The organism is Paenibacillus motobuensis (assembly GCF_039521865.1).
Classification (GTDB): domain Bacteria; phylum Bacillota; class Bacilli; order Paenibacillales; family Paenibacillaceae; genus Fontibacillus; species Fontibacillus motobuensis.
The window spans coordinates 77,114-94,851 of sequence record NZ_BAAACX010000008.1; the positions used below are offsets into that span (position 1 = coordinate 77,114).

Sequence of the window (17,738 nt, forward strand, 5' to 3'; positions counted from 1 at the left end):
ATCCAGGGGCCTGTGTTAGTTATTACGTGATTAAGGAATCATTGTTTCAAAAATTTGAACTATTTAAATTGAATTAATGATTGTGTGGTAGTTCAAAAAGAACAAGCGATTCCGCGGGATGAATCCCATAGAATCGCTTGCTTCTTTAAGCTGGCTACTCCTTAAATATACATATGAATCAACTTTCAAAAGGTTTCATATTGAGCGTGTCGACCTTCTCGCTGGAAATATCGATGCCCATTCGCTTCGTAATATCACGATAGTGGCCGGCACGGCGCTGCACAGGACTTCCCTCGGTCTCCCCGAGATTGGTCTCCAGCCCGTTCAGCACCATGATCGTAATGCCGAATCCTGGACTGTTCAGGCCGAGTTGCTTCTCCTGAGCATTCGGCTTCCATCTGCCGACCATGACGTCATGCGCGGATGGCTTCGGCGCTTGAGGTGTCATCCAGAATAGGATCGCAGTCATGTAGCCGATTTTACCGTCGGCGGCCACAATCTCTGGATTATTGAGCAGGACGCTCTTATCTCCGTAAATAATTGAGCTGAACAGCCCGTAGTTGAAGTTCCAGCTTAGCATAATCGGGCCACGGCCGTAATAACGTTTGCCTGCTGTTCCCGGGAACAGCTTGGCACTAGCCGGATTAACGAAGGCATCCATATTGACGCCGGTTCTTCCCGCGATATTCTCATTCCAGAACAGTCCCCATTTGAGCGGACCGCCAGGTGCGGTCGCCCACCCACCGCCGGTCTCATGTGATAGATTTGCCAGAAATGCAGCCAGTTCACGCTTGCGGTCTTTCTTGAATCCTTCCTTCAGGAAGGTCCCGCAGTCGACGATGATCGTATCGATTGGCTTGATCTTATTCGCAGGTGAATTGAAGTCGTCCGAGCGCAGTACAAGTGTCTCGACCTTGGCTTCTTTATCCAGTCTGTAAATTTCTTGAGCGGGGGTCCCTACACGGGTGCTGATTTTTATCTTAATATTTGATACTTCCGCAACGGCATTTAATAGATTATCATAGGAGAAATAGTCGCTCTGGTCGGCTTTGAAGTATTCTTTGCCTTCGGCTACTTTGAACCATTCCTTGGAGCCGAGGCGATAGGGGAACAGATCTTCGAAATCTTGCTTAGTAAGGAGGGTTTTAACAGCTTCAATCGCTTTGTCCGGTAAATAATCTGGATCGAGGTCATCCCATTCCTGAGCGATATCTTTGCGGCTTAACAGACGATTCTCGCCGACCGCAAGGGAACTTCCCTCATATTGCACCGGATGAATGACGGGTGAGGAGGCAGTCTGGCTGCCTGCTGCCGTCTTGTTGGTCAGTTCTGAGGCGTGCGCCGAGAGAGGGACAGCCAGTAGTGAAATACATAGAGCTAGAGTCATTGTAGTACGCAATGCAGTGTGAATCAAAGGATACTTCCGAACGGACATGCGCATTCTCCTTTTTCACTTTTTTGGATAACGCTTACATGGTAGCAATGCGCATTTTTTTTGTATATAGGCGAACCTGCCCATGGAGACTAGCGAGTGTATCGTTCGGCATTTACGATCAGGCGAGGAGAAATGACTATCAGCAGGGGAGTTGTTGTAGAATAGAATCGCCCTTCATGTCGAAGTAATGCTTGATCAATCTGGAGGCCTAAGACTTCGATATTACCCTAATGACGGCGTTTATAGGCTAATTGAACGTGGGATAAAATCCTATTCTAATAGGGGGAATATCTTCTAATCCTCGTGTTGGGTACCCTATTTCACAATTAATTGTTAGAATGTATGGGAGAGCAGTGCGCAACATATACAGATAATACAGAAATTATTTCTAATAAAAGTAGGTCATTCACATGGATCAAGATAAACAAAGATTGAGTATTGAGGCAGCAAGATTATACTATTTATCGGATTATAGTCAGATCGATATAGCCGCTAAGCTGGGGGTCTCCCGTCCGACGGTATCCCGGTTGCTGCAATATGCGAAGGAGCAAGGCTATGTACGGATCGATATCTCTGACCCGTTGGAGGATTTGAATGAGCTTGGCTCTCGTCTTAAGCAGAAGTATGACCTGGAAACGGCGCTAGTGTGCTATTCGCCAGTTAATGAGTATAAGGAGATCCAGAAATATATCAGCAAGGCTGCGGCCGATTATTTGCACGAGACGGTTCAGGATACGGATATTATCGGGGTTTCCTGGGGCAGAACGATGCATGTTGTCGCGCTTCAACTCCAGCAGAAGCAGGTCCGTGGCGTCGAAGTTGTCCAGCTTAAGGGAGGCATCAGTCATTCCCACGTCAATACGTATGCAGCGGAGACGATGAACCTGTTTGCTGCGGCTTACCATACAATTGCGCGGTATTTGCCGCTTCCGGTTATCTTCGATAGTGTGGCGTTGAAGGAGATGGTGGAGAAGGATCGCCATATCCACCGCATTATCGAGCTTGGCAAGCAGGCGAATATTGCCGTATTTACAGTCGGGACCGTGAATGATGATGCGCTCTTGTTCCAGCTGGGGTATTTCAGCGAGGAAGAGAAGCAGCTATTGCAGACAAAGGGAATTGGCGATATTTGCTCGCGCTTCTTTGATTCCGAGGGCAATCTGTGCAGCGAAGAGATTAACAATAGAACCGTAGGCATTGATTTGTCGGACCTGCAAAATAAAGAGAAATCGATCCTCGTTGCCGGGGGACAGCGCAAGATTGACGCGATCCGCGGCGCGCTTATTGGCAAATACGCCAATATTCTGGTGACGGATCAATTTACTGCTCAAGCCTTATTACAGTAGAACTATCCTCGTTAGATCAAGGAGATGAGCTTTTGCTCCAACCTAGTCTAACGGGGATTTTTTGTATGGGTTTTGTACAAAATACTGGGGCAGGGCCGTGTTCACAATATTGAAATGAACATAATTTCAATAGCTTATTTACATTTGTTCAAAATGCATGTTATGATACCCATGTAGTGAATAAGGCAATTCAGTGGTGAATACATGAATTAAGAATAGAAGGGGTGTTACAGCATGAACATAGCACGTATGATTGACCATACGCTATTGCGTGCAGATGCGACACAAGCAGAGATTTCTAAATTGGTGGATGAGGCGAAGCAATATCAGTTTGCGTCTGTATGTGTGAATCCGACATGGGTATCTTATTCTGCTGAGCATCTTGCCGGCACAGAAGTGAAGGTATGTACAGTTATCGGTTTCCCGCTTGGCGCTACAACCTCCGAAGTGAAGGCATTCGAGGCGAAGAATGCGATCGACAATGGTGCGAACGAAATTGACATGGTGATTAACATCGGCCAACTGAAGGATGGCAACGATGCTTTTGTACAGCAAGATATTGAGGCGGTAGTGAAAGCGGCTTCGGGCAAAGCGCTAGTGAAGGTCATCATTGAGACTTGCTTGTTGACGGACGAAGAGAAGGTACGGGCCTGTGAATTGTCCGTGAAGGCAGGCGCTGATTTCGTGAAGACTTCGACTGGCTTCTCTACAGGCGGGGCGACACCTGAGGATGTTGCGTTGATGCGGAGAACAGTAGGTCAAGAAGTCGGAGTGAAGGCCTCTGGCGGTGTTCGCAGCCTCGAAGACGTGAATAAGATGATCGAAGCGGGTGCATCTCGTATCGGTGCCAGCTCAGGCGTAAGTATCATGAATGGATTAACTTCATCATCTTCTTATTAAAATAGCGGCGTGCTTCATCGGATGCCAGAGGTATTCCGATGAAACACCCTCAATGAGGAGGATTGGCCCATGAAAGATAAATTGATTCAAGAGGCATTGGAAGCGCGTAAAACGGCATATACACCGTACTCTCATTTTCAAGTCGGGGCAGCGGTATTAGCAGATGGCGCTATCTATCGTGGCTGTAATATCGAGAATGCGTCCTATGGTTTGACCAACTGTGCTGAACGAACTGCCATATTCAAGGCTGTATCGGAAGGCAAGAAGAAGATTGAGGCTGTAGCGGTTGTTGCCGATACGGAAGGTCCGGTATCTCCATGTGGAGCCTGCCGTCAAGTACTTGCTGAGTTTTGTGATAGCGATACCAAGATATATTTGACAAATCTGAAGGGTCATACGGAGGAATGGTCGATGTCCCGCTTGCTGCCTGGAGCTTTCTCGGCTGCGGATATGGATAAGGAGAATGATTAATTCATCTCCTATATGCATTTTGTAAGCGGTAACAGATAAATACTAATTTACAATTCAATACATGCTCAAGCGTAGGGGGAACATCATGAAATATGTTATCGCGATAATCGGTCTGCTTGCAGTCTTTGGCCTCACTTACATCACGAGTAAAGATCGGCGTAACATTCGCTATCGACCGCTTGTGCAAATGATCGTTTTACAGGTCATTCTTGCATTTCTATTGCTTAATACCAGTGTCGGCGAGTTTCTGATCAGAGGCTTTGCCTCGATCTTTGAATCCTTGCTGGCCTATGCTGCGGAAGGAATCAACTTTGTATTCGGCGGTATTGCTAATGAAGGACAAGCACCATTTTTCCTGACTGTATTGCTGCCAATCGTAGTCATTTCCGCTTTAATCGGTATTTTGCAATATACGAAGATACTGCCTTTCATTATTAAGTATATTGGTCTAGTGTTAAGTAAAGTTAACGGTATGGGTAAATTGGAGTCCTACAACGCGGTTGCCTCCGCGATTCTGGGTCAATCCGAGGTATTTATATCGGTGAAGAAGCAAATCGGCTTGCTGCCGGAACGGCGCTTGTATACGTTGTGCGCCTCAGCGATGTCAACGGTATCCATGTCCATTGTCGGCGCATATATGACGATGATTGAGCCAAGATATGTCGTTACGGCGCTCGTATTGAACCTCTTTGGCGGATTTATTATTGCTTCGATTCTGAATCCGTACAGAGTGTCCAAGGAAGAGGATATTCTCGAGGTGCAGGAAGAAGGCAAGCAATCGTTCTTTGAAATGCTCGGCGAGTATATTATGGATGGATTCAAAGTGGCGATTGTCGTTGCTGCCATGCTGATCGGCTTCGTTGCGCTGATTGCCCTCGTTAACGGCATTTTCGGCAGTGTGTTTGGAATTACGTTCCAGGAGCTGCTCGGATACGTGTTCGCACCGTTTGCCTTCCTGATGGGTGTGCCTTGGAAGGAAGCAGTTGATGCAGGAAGCATTATGGCTACGAAGATGGTAGCTAACGAATTCGTAGCTATGCTGGATCTAAGCAATATGACGACGCTGTCTCCGAAGACGGTCGGGATCGTCTCGATCTTCCTTGTCTCCTTTGCGAACTTCTCATCGATTGGTATCATTGCCGGAGCTGTCAAAGGCTTGCATGAGAAGCAAGGTAATGTTGTTGCCCGGTTCGGCCTGCGTCTGCTATATGGCGCGACGATGGTAAGCGTATTGTCTGCGATCGTGGCTGGTATCTTCCTGTAAGCGATAGTCCAGGATGTTTGTATTAACGAGCGAATTAGTTTACCTTTTAATAGTTAAGAGAGATTCCAGCGTCCGTACCTAACTGTTGTGGACGTCTGTGAATTGCTCATATTTAAGCGAGTTCAAGAAGATCGGTGTTTAGCACCGGAAGATCCGCCGAAGAACAATATAGAGATGTTTCCTGATATTGTGATCAGAGGCTGAGTTCTTGAACGACCTCTTTAAAAAAGGGAAGGGGAATACCACATGAAATCATTCAAAAGAATTCACCTGATAGTGATGGACTCGGTAGGTATAGGAGAAGCGCCGGACGCTGCGCAATTTGATGATGTAGGCGCGGATACATTCGGACACATCGCTGAGCAATGCGGTGGACTGAACATGCCTAATATGGCGAAGCTGGGATTGTCTAATATTCGCCAGATACCAGGGGTAGAAGCTGCAGACAAGCCTATGGCTTATTACTGTAAAATGCAGGAGACTTCCCGCGGTAAGGACACGATGACAGGCCACTGGGAGATCATGGGTCTTTATATCGATACTCCGTTCCGTGTGTTTCCGGATGGATTTCCTAATGAACTGATCCAGCGGATTGAAGAGAAGACGGGCCGCAAGGTGATTGGTAACAAGCCAGCCAGCGGTACAGAGATTATTAAGGAGCTCGGGGAAGAGCATGTGAAGACCGGGGCGTTGATTGTGTACACATCGGCTGACTCTGTATTGCAAATTGCTGCGCATGAAGAGGTCGTTCCACTCAAGGAATTGTATGAGATTTGCGAATTCTGTCGGGAAATTACAAGAGATGACCCTTATATGCTGGGAAGAATTATCGCTCGTCCGTTCGTGGGTGAGCCTGGCAACTTCACGCGTACGGCAAACCGCCATGATTATGCGCTCAAGCCTTTTGGCCGTACAACCATGAACGAGTTGAAGGATCAAGGTTATGATGTTATTGCTCTGGGCAAAATTTCCGACATTTATGACGGTGAAGGCATTACAAAGGCGATCAGAACCAAGTCCAATATGGACGGTATGGATAAATTGGTGGCTACACTGGATGAGCCATTCACAGGACTTAGCTTCATTAATCTGGTTGACTTCGATGCCTTGTTCGGACATCGCCGCGATCCGCAAGGCTACGGCCAAGCGTTGGAGGAATACGATGCTCGTCTGCCTGAAGTATTCGCCAAGCTAGGCGAGGACGACTTGCTCCTGATCACAGCTGACCACGGTAACGATCCAACTTACAAAGGAACAGACCATACACGGGAATATGTGCCGCTGCTGGCTTACTCGCCACGCTTCACTGACGGCGGACGCGAGCTTCCGCTGCGTCGTACATTCGCCGACATTGGCGCTACCGTTGCCGATAATTTCGGCGTGACGCTTCCTGAGTATGGCGAGAGCTTCTTGGCTGATTTGAAATAACTGATCATTGGAGGAACGAGAAATGAGTGTACACATTGGTGCGAAGCAAGGCGAGATAGCAGAGACGATATTGCTGCCGGGGGACCCACTCCGGGCGAAATTTATCGCTGAGACCTATTTCGAGGACATTTCCTGTTATAACGAAGTACGTGGGATGTTGGGATTTACCGGAACCTATAAAGGCAAACGCATCTCGGTGCAAGGTACAGGCATGGGGATTCCGACTACGAGCATTTATGTCAATGAGCTTATCAGCGAATATGGCGTGAAAAATTTGTTCCGGGTAGGTACCTGCGGCGCAATGCAGGAGCATGTGCATGTACGTGATGTTGTGCTTGCACAGGCATCCTGTACGGACTCCAGCATGAACCGTCACGTATTTGGTGGATATGACTTCTCCCCAATCGCCAGCTTCCCACTGCTGAAGGCAGCCTATGACAATGGTATTGCTAAAGGCTTGAACCTGCATGTCGGCAACATCTTCAGCTCGGATATGTTCTATCGCGATGATAAATCCATTGTGCAGAAGCTGATGGATTATGGCGTACTTGCGGTGGAGATGGAGACAACCGCTCTGTATTCTCTGGCTGCTAAATTCGGCGTTAACGCATTAACGATTCTGACCGTCAGCGATCATCTGTTGACAGGGGAAGAGACAACATCTCAAGAGCGTCAGACGACTTTCCACGAGATGATGGAAGTTGCCCTAGAGACAGCTATTTCTCTGTAAGAGGTTATTCAAAGAATACCCTAGCTTCATCCAATCTTCTCGGTGCTAAAAACCGCACTTTGAATACGCACTGTAAGATCGTCTATACAACAGTAAGAGCTTGGGACATACATCAGGACCTACAACAATACTCTTGGAGAGCGAGGAAATCGATAATGAGAATGGTTGATTTGATTGCGAAGAAACGGGACGGCAAAGAGCTAACGACAGAGGAGATCAACTTTGTTATTGAAGGTTATACGAACGGGGACATTCCGGACTATCAAATGAGTGCCTTCGCTATGGCGACATATTTCCGCGACATGACAGAGCGGGAGCGGGCCGATCTGACCATGGCGATGGTGAATTCCGGAGATACCATCGATCTGTCGGCGATTGAAGGCATTAAGGTAGATAAGCACTCCACCGGCGGCGTGGGTGATACGACAACCCTAGTTCTGGCACCTCTTGTTGCTGCGCTGGACATTCCGGTTGCTAAGATGTCTGGTCGTGGACTTGGACATACAGGTGGCACAATCGACAAGCTGGAATCGATCGAAGGATTCCATGTTGAGATCAGCAAGGACGAATTCGTAAGTTTGGTTAACAATCACAAGATCGCGGTCATCGGTCAGACCGGTAACCTTACCCCGGCAGACAAGAAGTTATATGCGCTGCGCGACGTTACGGCAACCGTTAACTCCATTCCGTTGATCGCCAGCTCGATTATGAGTAAGAAGATCGCTGCCGGATCAGATGCTATTGTCCTTGATGTGAAGACCGGCGCAGGCGCCTTCATGAAGACGCCGGAGGATGCGAAAGAATTGGCTCATGCAATGGTTAGCATCGGCAACAATGTTGGACGAAAGACGATGGCTGTAATCTCCGATATGAGCCAGCCGCTCGGTCGTGCAATTGGCAACTCGTTGGAAGTACAGGAAGCGATTGATACGCTTCGCGGTCATGGACCGGAGGATCTCGAGGAATTATGCCTTGCCCTGGGTAGACAAATGGTATATCTCGCAGGAAAAGCTTCTTCGTTAGAGGATGCAGAGGAGCAACTGAAGGAAGTCATCCGCAATGGCAAGGCGTTGGATAAATTCAAGGAATTTATCGCGAACCAAGGCGGTAATCCAGAGGTTGTAGATCATCCGGAGAAATTGCCACAGGCTGCGTACCGGATCGAAGTTCCCGCCCGTGAAGACGGCGTCGTAGCGGAGATCGTTGCCGATGAGATTGGAACGGCAGCTATGCTGCTCGGCGCAGGCCGCGCAACCAAGGAATCCGAGATCGACCTTGCCGTTGGCCTCATGCTGAACAAGAAAATCGGTGACGCCGTGAAGGCGGGCGAATCCCTCGTAACAATCCATGCGAACCGCGAGAAAGTAGACGATGTAATCGAGAAAATCTACGCCAATATCCGCATCGCTAATCATGCCGAAGCCCCAGTGCTGGTGCATGAGATTGTGACGGAGTAAGTGCGGGGAACCGCTTAATAGTAACCTCTATGCTCCCAACGATGGGAACCCAATAAAGCGAGAGCGCGAAAAGCGAGCAGAATACGGGCTGTTAGCCTGACATTTTGCTCGCTTTTTTGCGCGCAGCTTCCAGCGCGCGGTGTTTCACTGCATGATGTCAGCCTGTCGCTGGCTGGCTCATCGCTAACGAAACTGTGACACGCTATTTCTGCAAAATCGAAGCAATTCTAAGTCTAACGAAACTACATATCGCTATTCAGCTCCAAAACAGGCCCAAACCCTTCAAATTTGCAAAATAACGATACCCTGTTTCGTTAGAATTTTTAAGCGCCCATTTTCGCCTGAATAGCGATTGCCAGTTTCGTTAGAATGCAGGGTTCTACTGAGTACATTGCTCAACCATTCTTCAATAAGGAATTGTCACATCCCCCAGTAGATGCACCCATTAAAACCCTGCTATAATATATAAAGTTACTAGTAAATATACAAAGAAGGTCGTTCAGCATGAAGAAAATGGAGAGATCAGAGGTTGAGAAGGAGCTTCGCAGGTTTGTTGGGGCCAACGTTTATGTGCATAGTGAGGCGACGTCGTATGTGTTCGTCCGTAATTTTACGGTGCAGTTGACGGAGGCTCATATTGCCGGGGAGGGGCCGTATCGTGTGGCGCTGCGGTTCAACGGTGATGGTTGGCTTCGGATGGAGGCGCTGACGGATTATGAGGTAGATGATCAAGGGCGTCTGTTATTGGCTGGGTTTGATGACAAGGGGAGAATGGATGTCGCTCTCCATTTGGGAAAGGAGGCTTTCCCGGAATGAACAATCTAAATGAAGAAATTTCCCGTAAGCTGCTGCTTGTACTTGCGCACCCGGATGATGAAAGCTTCATCTGCGGAGGTACTCTTGCTAAATACGCTAGTGAGGGAGTTCAGATCACACTCGTCAGTGCCACGAGGGGCGAGATGGGACGTCGCATGGGGAATCCCCCATATCTGAATCGGGAGACGATTGCTGCGGCCCGAGAGCGGGAACTGCGTCATGCCTGCGACTGTCTGGGTATTCAGCAGCTGCAATTTTTGGACATCCGCGACAAAACAGTGGAATTCATGGATGAGGAGCCATTGATAACCCGAATTGAAGGGATTATACACGAGACAGCTCCTGACGTGGTGCTTACCTTTCATGAGACGCTCGGAGGTCATCCCGACCATTGCGCTATTGGCAAAGTGACCACAGCGGCATGCCGCCGGTCCGGCAAGCAGGATTCCTTATACTATATTTCGTTCGGCAACATGATGGAGCAGCCCGAGCGCTACGGTTATACCCGAGGCGATATTGTAAAAATCGATGTCTCCGCTCATTTGGAAGCGAAGTTGACTGCGTTCCGTGCGCATCGCTGTCAATCGGAGATTGACGAATGGGTATGGCGTCCCGACCATGAAGCATTGGCTCGATTTGGAGCGTACGAGTACTTTATCCACGCGGAGCCGACATCCCCGGATCGTCATAATCACTATGATTTATTTCACTAAAGCGAGGCCTTTTTGGCCTCCTTTTTGCGTGGAAGTGTTCATTTTTTGCTAGTTATTGCATATCACTTCATTCTTTCAACAAGAGTGGTATAATGGGACGGCATAGCCTTTTTTTAAAAGAAATGAAGCCATAAGACAGAAATAATGCCAAAGAAGTGATGATGCGATGAGTACTGCCATGTCTAGCTTCAAGCAGAAGTCGGTATTTCTGCTCAATAAGTATTTTACGGGGGAAGTCCTCGATTATAAACAAATTATAGCAATCATTATTCCAATCCTGGTTGACCAGGCTTTTATTATTTTAATGAGCTTATTGAATACGGCGATGATCAGTTCCTCTGGAGTCGCTGCGGTTAGTGCCGTAAGCATGGTCGATTCGTTGAATATTTTTCTTATTAACGTATTCGTAGCTGTAGCTACCGGTGGTACTGTAATCGTGGCGCAATATAAGGGCAGAGGGGACAATGAGATGGTCTCTAGATCTGCCGCTCAAGCTATATCTGCGGTAGCGATTATATCTGTATTCATCAGTGCATTTGTCGTTATTTTTCATGTACCGACTATAAATTTGCTGTTTGGTCGAGCGGATGCCGACGTTCTCCAGAGCGCGAAGCTATACTTGATCGGCAGTTGTATCTCTTATCCGTTTATTGCTATATTTCAAGCGGTCAACGGAGCGCTTCGCGGTGTGGCCGAGACTAAGGCTTGTCTGGGACTATCACTGATCATGAACATTACTTTCCTGGCTCTGAACGTGTTGTTTATCACGGTTCTAGACATGGGGGTCATGGGGCTGATTATTTCAATGCTAACGGCCCGGATTCTCGGGATGGTTACTTCGCTGATCTATTTGCTGAAATACAACCAGACACTGCGTTTCCGTATCCAGAATGCTCTTCGGTTGAATTGGTCCATTTTGAAGAAAATTATGATCATTGGGGTTCCGTTCGCAGCGGAGCAGATGTTCTTTAACGGGGGTAAGCTGCTAACTCAGACCTTTATCGTACAGCTAGGAACGTTGGCGATTACTGTGAATGCGATAAGCGGCTCCATTTCGCTACTCTTCCAGATTGGGGCTAACGCTTTGAGTATCGCTGTTGTTACGGTAGTTGGTCAATGCATTGGACGAAGGAATATCGCTGACGCCAGGAAGTACGTTAAGTCATTTCTAGGATTGTCTACTGTTTTCTTCATAATTGCAGATATCATTCTATTGCCGTTGTTCCCGTTAATCGTCAGACTGTTCTCGCCACCTGCGGAGATCATACCAACGATCTTCCAGTTAACCGTTCTGATTGCTATCGCACAGCCATTGTTCTGGTCGTTTAGTTTCATTACGCCATCGGCGCTGCGGGCAGCGGGAGATTCCAATTTCACCTCGATCTCCTCGCTGCTCTCAATGTGGCTGCTTCGTGTCATACTAGGGTATGTGCTTGGAATTACTTTTGGCTTCGGTATTATGGGCGTATGGATTGCCATGGTTACGGAATGGGTCGTTCGGGGCTCGATGTTCATGTGGCGGTTCAAAGGCGAGAAGTGGTACAGCCGTAAATTGATTTGAACGGAACACTTGGTAAGGATCGAGGTTATCCGGAATATAAAATTTGATTATTGTTAGTGAAGTCGCTGATGCTGGAATTAAGAGCATCGGCGATTTTTTTTGCTTTCTGGGGGTTGAAGCTCCAGCCGCTGGAGGTCCACTCGCTGGGGATGCCCTCGAATAAATTCGCCTCCTCCACTTTATCCGCGATAAACTGTTTGCGATTCTCGATATTGATGGTCCGAGCGTTCACCAAATCGTGAATGTAATGGAGTGAATCGCCCCCACGTGCCTCTGCTTGACGCAAGATGGATATCATGTTCGCAAGCGTGTTAGCCTGCGTTTCCAGGGACTCGATCTGCCACGCCAGCGCTTTCTCCATGGTTAGTTCTCCCGCAATCAACTGATGAATCTCATCGATACCAAAATCTAAGTAACGCAATGTGTTAATGAGTTCTAACCGCCATATATCATCTGCCGAATACAGTCGATGCCCGCCTTCCGTATATTCGGTAGGTTTGAGCAGATCGATTTCGTCGTAGTAACGGATCGTTTTGACGCTAGACCCCGTCATTTTTGCAACTTCGCCGATAAGATACTTCTTGTCCACACGATACCCCCTGTTTAAATCAGATTATGTACGCCGATTCAATGGCCTCCAATCTTCTACGGTATTATCCTTGATTCGTTCCAGTATACACCTGTCCTTGCGGTTTGAAAAATGAGTGTTGAATGTCCCCTTAGGGGAGGTTTTATGCTTGGATTCAGCAAGCAGATGGAACAGAAAAGAGGAGGTTTTATGTTATGAGGACTTTTGAATTGTTGTCCGCAATCTTTAATATTTTATTGCTGGGTTGGTTGATATTCGCTAGGAACAGAACACAGCGAGGATTAATCCTAAGCGCCGGCATTTCAGCGCTATTCGTGCTGCTGCATGGGCTTATTGAAGGGATGCGGTGGCAAATGATTCCGGTCTATCTGATCACGCTTATCCCGATCGTGCTCCTAACTGTAAGGTATTTTTACAAATCGAAAAAAGCAGAAAAGAAAACATCCCGGATCCGGTTAACTCTGATAACGGCGTTAGCTGTACTTTATTCTTGCATCGCCGTGGCTATACCACTCTTGCTTCCGGTATTTTCCTTCGAGAAACCGACAGGTCCATACAAAATAGGAACCGTATCCTATGCTTGGAAAGATGATGGGCGGGAGGAACTCCATACAGCCGAACCAGGCGATAAACGAGAGTTGATGATACAGATTTGGTATCCAGCGAGTGAAGCCGCGAAGGGAAAGAAGGCAGCTTACGTTTCTCACCCGGATATTTTTGCAGAGGGATACAGCACAGCCTTGCATATGCCAAAATTATTGTTTACGAGTATTGGTTATGCCAAAACGCATGCGATCGAAGCGGCAGAATTATCTGATCAGGAACCGGCCTATCCTGTGCTCATTTTTTCGCATTCGTTAAACGGGACGAAGAATCAAAACACATTCGAGATTGAACAATTAGTTAGCCATGGTTATATCGTGGTGGGCATTGATCATACGTACCGGAGTACGATATCCGTGTTCCCTGATGGCCGTGTTGTGCCATTTGTTCCTCAAGAGAGTAATACAATTGACTATCTCGATAAAATCAACGAGGAATGGGTGGAGGATGCGAAGTTTGTGCTCGATCAAGTCGAGAAACTCGCCAAGAGTGATCCAGACCATCGATTTACGGATCGGATGGACTTGGAGCACATCGGCATGTTTGGTCATTCCTTCGGCGGGGCAACCACCACGCAAATGCTTATGACGGATTCACGAATCAAAGCAGCGATCAATATGGACGGCGGACTTTACGGCAAGCTTCGGATTCCGGCAGACGGGTTGAAGAAGCCTTTCCTGATGATGAGTGCGGACGGTACTCTGGCTGGCACTACGCATATGAGCGACGAGGAATTAGCTTCTCAAGGCACAACACGGAAGGAACTGGACAAGTTTTTTGCGGATACATTTGCTCGGCAAGCGTCCGTAACCAAAGGCGGCAACTATTGGATGACCATCAAAAACATGAAGCATATGGGTTTCTCAGATATGTATTTGATTTCACCATTATTTGAGAAGATGGAGGGCGTCGATGTAACAAGCGTACATCAGTTGATTAATGATTACACGCTGGATTTCTTTGACCACTATTTGAAGCAACAGCCGCTTAAATTACTGGATCAGAATATCGGTGACCATCCGGAGTTTACATTGCAGAAAGGCTGAGGGCTATTTGCCCTCGGCTTTTTTGTTGATTACAATTGCTTGAGTTTCCATTGTATGCCTTGCAGCAATAACTCGTTTCCTTTAGCGAACAAGCGGTATTTGGGGCTCAAGGTGGAACATAGCGTGTTGAACCGTTCGATTCGTTCTGTTCTAGGATGCTGTGAATATTCGGCAAAGTAGCGGAAAAAATCCTCCTGGCTGACGGATTGTCCAGAGCTCGCATACAGCATGGCCGTATCCTCGACAATCTTTTGAACGTAAGGACTATCGGCAGATCGCTTTTGCTTCAACGCCGTATTTAAACGATTGTGAATTTCCTCAAGCTTCTTGACCCATCTTGCTGCATCATAATGAGGACGATGGACCATGTTGAAGAATAGAAATTCATCGTTTTTAAGGTCGGCTATAAACTGAGGATCGTTCAGGAGCTCCTGCAATTCATGCCAGGCAATCGTTTGTTTGGCCGATATTTTCGTTTGATGGATAATGTGTTTGTTAAAGTTGTACAGAAATGAGTTTCTCCATTCCGCCGGAATGCCCTCCAGAAATCGGGACTCTTCTACTTTTTCAAGGATGAATTGCTGGCGTTTCTCTGTGTTGACGGCTCGTGTGGTCACCAGATCATAAATATATTGCAAGGAAGCCTCTTCTTGCTCCTTCGCTTGCCGCAGAATGGATAGCATATTCGAGAGTGTGCTCATTTGTGTCTCTATAGATTCAATCTGCCAGTCGAGTGCCTTGTCCAGCGGTATTTCGCCAGAGAGCATCTGTTTAATCTCATCGATCCCGAAATCCAGATATCTCAGGGTTGTAATTAGCTCTAAGCGCCATAGATCGGAAGACGTGTACAACCGATGTCCGCCCTCCGTATATTCTGTGGGTCGAAGCAGTCCGATCGTGTCATAGTAACGGACGGTCTTGATGGTAGTTCCGGTCATTTTTGCGGCTTCCCCGATGGAATATGTCTTGTCCAATGATGACACCCCTTGTTTGCATTATACGACCTGCGCCCCATAACAGGGGTGAGGCTGTTCTGCTATGATATAATAAATATGCCTATAAAAGGAAGGTTTCTATATAGAGAGATAGGGAGGGATCGGATGAAGAGAAGAATTCCGCTGCTGTTTAATCTGGTGTTTTTTATTCCGGCCATTATTTTAAGTATTATGGTCTGGAGGGATTACACGGATCAACTTGATGCTAACTTGAATAGGGAGCTTACATCCGAACGGGAGCTGTTCTTTCTGGACCGTGGCAATAAAGTTCTGGGGATTGCGCGAGATGATGACAGCGGACTGAAGGGTGAGCTTTACGATGTTAAGACAGAGAAGCTTATTAAGGAGATGCCCCTCTATTCTAATATACATAGCCAGATCGTATCAGCATATCAAAATGGCCGCTTGATTCTGGTGACGAATAATGCCGAAGATCGGCTTCAGATGAATATGATCGATTCTGAAGGCGGCGTGCAAGAACTGGCGCAAGGGAAGCTGGAGTTCTCTGGATTTGTAGATAATAATGTGTTCTCCTGGCGGGGGAAAGTCATAGTCATGGGGACAGAGGGGGATAAAACTCCCTATATTGCTGAGATTAATCAGGGGAAATTGCAGAAGGTTGAACTGAACAATAACCAGTTACTGCCCTCCAGACCAACCTATATGCGGCTGGTTCAGGGGAGCTTCGAGAGCAGTGCGGCTATACCGATGTTCGAAGTAGATCTTCATGATGACCGGACAGCATATGTAAGTGGGGTGCTGAACGATCAGGGGCTTCCGCTAACCTATATCAAAAAGGATGAAGAGAGCTCATTCGATGCAGAAGACCGTGCTGCTTACCAATTCGCAAAACAGTATAACCGGGACCAGACTAGCCTGCTTAAAGTGAACTCCGAATATCCCGAGCAGGTCCGATATTATGATGCGTCAGCAAAGAAATGGGGCGCTGTACTGCCAACTCCGATGCCAGTGTACCAGGCGAAGCTGTATCTGCTGAACGATGAGGAGACTCTGATTGCTGGCTCCAACACGAAGGATGAGGCAGAAGGGCATGTTCTCGGATATCTGTACAATGAGAAGACGAAAGAGTTTACAGATGTATCGGCGATCGTGTCCATGCTTACTTATGACAATCTGAACGATAGGAAGCTGCATTTTTATAAAGATGTTGGGGATGACCTGCTGTATTATTCCAATTCGACGGCTTCTGCCGGATGGATGAATGTGCGTGAGGGAGCGTTCGGACTTCTCAATCCAGAGAAAGTCCAACAGTGGCAGATTAATAGGGAAGAATATCAAAAGTCCCTCCAGACCTTTATGGATTATTTCAAGCAGGGAGATGGCCTAATTATCAACTGGGTGATCTGGATCATCATTCCACTCATTCTGTTCGGTGCATTGGCTATTTTACCGCCGATATTGCAGGCGAAGCATAGACGAGGAATAGAACAGGGGATCACCCTTACAGGAACGATTACGCAAATGTCCGAGACAGGCACGTATATCAACAACCAGCCGCAGATTCGTTTCATGGTACGTTTCCAGGATGAAGGTCAGTCGAAGGAAATTGCGATCAAGAAGGTCATTTCACATATAGACCGTATACAGGTTGGAGACCAGATCCTTATTAGTTATAACCGCAGCAAGAACAAGGCGATGATTCTTAATGCAGCTGATGCGGCGGAAGGTGTGAAGCCGAAGACTATTGAAGAAGCAGTGCTGACGAAGATCGATTTTATTGGAAAAGCGCAGCGGGGAAGTGCGTTAATGCTTCATTTTGAAGCTGCGGGCCATGTATATTCCATTCCTGTTGTGCAGGCGGTAGGGTTCGAATACCGGATTGGGGAGAGAGCAACGCTCATCCAGATTGGAGAGCATATCCGTCTGCTCGAATATGGAAGCTTATTGACACGGGCTCGGAGTACGGCGGAGAGACTTACACTCCAGGGGGAGATTACGAGAGTTCAGCCATTCGGGGTTACGGTCCAGGATCGGCAGTTAATGGTGCTTGAGGTGCTGATTAGTCATGGACAGGAGCGGATCCGCAAGGTGAACAGCGAGTTCGTACCTCGGGGGCTTAAGGTGCAGGCCGGCTCTATTATCCAGGTATCTAGGAGAAAAGAGGAGCTTGATAGAGAAGTGCGTCTGCTTCAAGGCAGACAAGGAGGCGGGAAGGTGACATCCGTCAAGTTTGCCGGTACCACTGGAGATCGTCCAATAGCCCGCATTACAGTACAACGAGGAGACGATGAATATTTGATCGAACAATCGATCGAACCGGTATATGGGGTTGAAGTTGGGGATGAGCTATGGATCGCCTATGACGAGCATACACGTGAAGCAGTTATTGTGAATTATGCTGTGAATTAGGGTCATGTTGCGTG

15 protein-coding genes are annotated in these 17,738 nt (G+C 47.5%); 12 read left to right on the top strand and 3 right to left on the bottom strand.

Features of this window, described 5'->3' with window-relative positions; genetic code table 11:
* Window positions 1-178 precede the first annotated feature (178 nt).
* Window positions 179-1,435 carry a chitinase gene (locus ABD014_RS08570; protein WP_343859924.1) on the bottom strand — a complete coding sequence of 419 codons (1,257 nt, stop codon included), beginning with the start codon at window positions 1,433-1,435 and terminating at the stop codon, window positions 179-181.
* A 410-nt stretch (window positions 1,436-1,845) separates the two neighbouring features.
* On the opposite strand from ABD014_RS08570, the gene deoR reads away from it, so the two are divergent.
* The 10 genes from deoR (at window position 1,846) to ABD014_RS08620 (ending at window position 12,121) form a co-directional block, all read left to right on the top strand.
* A complete protein-coding gene (gene deoR, locus ABD014_RS08575) occupies window positions 1,846-2,781 on the top strand; it encodes a DNA-binding transcriptional repressor DeoR (protein WP_343859926.1) in 936 nt (311 codons plus the stop codon).
* 234 nt (window positions 2,782-3,015) lie between these two features.
* Window positions 3,016-3,681, top strand: coding sequence for a deoxyribose-phosphate aldolase (gene deoC / locus ABD014_RS08580; RefSeq protein WP_343859928.1), 666 nt, complete (start codon window positions 3,016-3,018; stop codon window positions 3,679-3,681).
* 69 nt (window positions 3,682-3,750) lie between these two features.
* Window positions 3,751-4,152, top strand: a complete 402-nt coding sequence (locus tag ABD014_RS08585; protein WP_343859930.1) for a cytidine deaminase — start codon at window positions 3,751-3,753, stop codon at window positions 4,150-4,152.
* An 85-nt stretch (window positions 4,153-4,237) separates the two neighbouring features.
* The gene (locus ABD014_RS08590; protein ID WP_343859932.1) at window positions 4,238-5,416 is read left to right on the top strand and encodes a NupC/NupG family nucleoside CNT transporter; all 1,179 of its coding nucleotides are present in this window, start codon (window positions 4,238-4,240) and stop codon (window positions 5,414-5,416) included.
* A 246-nt stretch (window positions 5,417-5,662) separates the two neighbouring features.
* Entirely contained in the window at window positions 5,663-6,844 is a 1,182-nt protein-coding gene (deoB, locus tag ABD014_RS08595; protein WP_343859934.1) for a phosphopentomutase, read from the top strand.
* 22 nt (window positions 6,845-6,866) lie between these two features.
* Entirely contained in the window at window positions 6,867-7,574 is a 708-nt protein-coding gene (deoD, locus tag ABD014_RS08600; RefSeq protein WP_343859936.1) for a purine-nucleoside phosphorylase, read from the top strand.
* A gap of 155 nt (window positions 7,575-7,729) precedes the next feature.
* Entirely contained in the window at window positions 7,730-9,031 is a 1,302-nt protein-coding gene (locus tag ABD014_RS08605) for a pyrimidine-nucleoside phosphorylase (protein ID WP_343859938.1), read from the top strand.
* A gap of 504 nt (window positions 9,032-9,535) precedes the next feature.
* Window positions 9,536-9,847, top strand: coding sequence for a DUF1806 family protein (locus ABD014_RS08610; RefSeq protein WP_126996010.1), 312 nt, complete (start codon window positions 9,536-9,538; stop codon window positions 9,845-9,847).
* Window positions 9,844-10,560: a PIG-L family deacetylase gene (locus tag ABD014_RS08615; RefSeq protein ID WP_343859942.1), complete on the top strand. Its 717-nt coding sequence runs from the start codon at window positions 9,844-9,846 to the stop codon at window positions 10,558-10,560. The genes ABD014_RS08610 and ABD014_RS08615 overlap by 4 nt, the downstream gene beginning before the upstream one ends.
* A gap of 166 nt (window positions 10,561-10,726) precedes the next feature.
* Window positions 10,727-12,121, top strand: a complete 1,395-nt coding sequence (locus ABD014_RS08620; protein ID WP_343859944.1) for an MATE family efflux transporter — start codon at window positions 10,727-10,729, stop codon at window positions 12,119-12,121.
* Window positions 12,122-12,146: 25 nt separating this feature from the next.
* Here ABD014_RS08620 and ABD014_RS08625 read toward each other — a convergent pair whose 3' ends face one another.
* Entirely contained in the window at window positions 12,147-12,710 is a 564-nt protein-coding gene (locus ABD014_RS08625) for a MerR family transcriptional regulator (protein WP_343859946.1), read from the bottom strand.
* Window positions 12,711-12,904: 194 nt separating this feature from the next.
* Between ABD014_RS08625 and ABD014_RS08630 the strand changes: the two genes are divergently transcribed.
* The gene (locus tag ABD014_RS08630; protein ID WP_343859948.1) at window positions 12,905-14,359 is read left to right on the top strand and encodes an alpha/beta hydrolase family protein; all 1,455 of its coding nucleotides are present in this window, start codon (window positions 12,905-12,907) and stop codon (window positions 14,357-14,359) included.
* Window positions 14,360-14,388: 29 nt separating this feature from the next.
* On the opposite strand, the gene ABD014_RS08635 is transcribed toward ABD014_RS08630, so the two are convergent.
* The gene (locus tag ABD014_RS08635) at window positions 14,389-15,333 is read right to left on the bottom strand and encodes a MerR family transcriptional regulator (protein WP_379337452.1); all 945 of its coding nucleotides are present in this window, start codon (window positions 15,331-15,333) and stop codon (window positions 14,389-14,391) included.
* Between the two features lie 126 nt (window positions 15,334-15,459).
* On the opposite strand from ABD014_RS08635, the gene ABD014_RS08640 reads away from it, so the two are divergent.
* A complete protein-coding gene (locus ABD014_RS08640; protein ID WP_343859952.1) occupies window positions 15,460-17,724 on the top strand; it encodes a hypothetical protein in 2,265 nt (754 codons plus the stop codon).
* Window positions 17,725-17,738: the final 14 nt, after the last annotated feature.

What these genes read in the sequence shown, in the direction of transcription:
- deoD (WP_343859936.1), top strand. Translation starts at nt 6,867, where the DNA reads ATGAGTGTACACATTGGTGCGAAGCAAGGCGAGATAGCAGAGACGATA.
- ABD014_RS08620 (WP_343859944.1), top strand. Translation starts at nt 10,727, where the DNA reads ATGAGTACTGCCATGTCTAGCTTCAAGCAGAAGTCGGTATTTCTGCTC.
- ABD014_RS08585 (WP_343859930.1), top strand. Translation starts at nt 3,751, where the DNA reads ATGAAAGATAAATTGATTCAAGAGGCATTGGAAGCGCGTAAAACGGCA.
- ABD014_RS08640 (WP_343859952.1), top strand. Translation starts at nt 15,460, where the DNA reads ATGAAGAGAAGAATTCCGCTGCTGTTTAATCTGGTGTTTTTTATTCCG.
- ABD014_RS08615 (WP_343859942.1), top strand. Translation starts at nt 9,844, where the DNA reads ATGAACAATCTAAATGAAGAAATTTCCCGTAAGCTGCTGCTTGTACTT.
- ABD014_RS08570 (WP_343859924.1), bottom strand. Translation starts at nt 1,435, where the DNA reads ATGTCCGTTCGGAAGTATCCTTTGATTCACACTGCATTGCGTACTACA.
- ABD014_RS08605 (WP_343859938.1), top strand. Translation starts at nt 7,730, where the DNA reads ATGAGAATGGTTGATTTGATTGCGAAGAAACGGGACGGCAAAGAGCTA.
- deoB (WP_343859934.1), top strand. Translation starts at nt 5,663, where the DNA reads ATGAAATCATTCAAAAGAATTCACCTGATAGTGATGGACTCGGTAGGT.
- deoC (WP_343859928.1), top strand. Translation starts at nt 3,016, where the DNA reads ATGAACATAGCACGTATGATTGACCATACGCTATTGCGTGCAGATGCG.
- ABD014_RS08590 (WP_343859932.1), top strand. Translation starts at nt 4,238, where the DNA reads ATGAAATATGTTATCGCGATAATCGGTCTGCTTGCAGTCTTTGGCCTC.
- ABD014_RS08630 (WP_343859948.1), top strand. Translation starts at nt 12,905, where the DNA reads ATGAGGACTTTTGAATTGTTGTCCGCAATCTTTAATATTTTATTGCTG.
- ABD014_RS08610 (WP_126996010.1), top strand. Translation starts at nt 9,536, where the DNA reads ATGAAGAAAATGGAGAGATCAGAGGTTGAGAAGGAGCTTCGCAGGTTT.
- deoR (WP_343859926.1), top strand. Translation starts at nt 1,846, where the DNA reads ATGGATCAAGATAAACAAAGATTGAGTATTGAGGCAGCAAGATTATAC.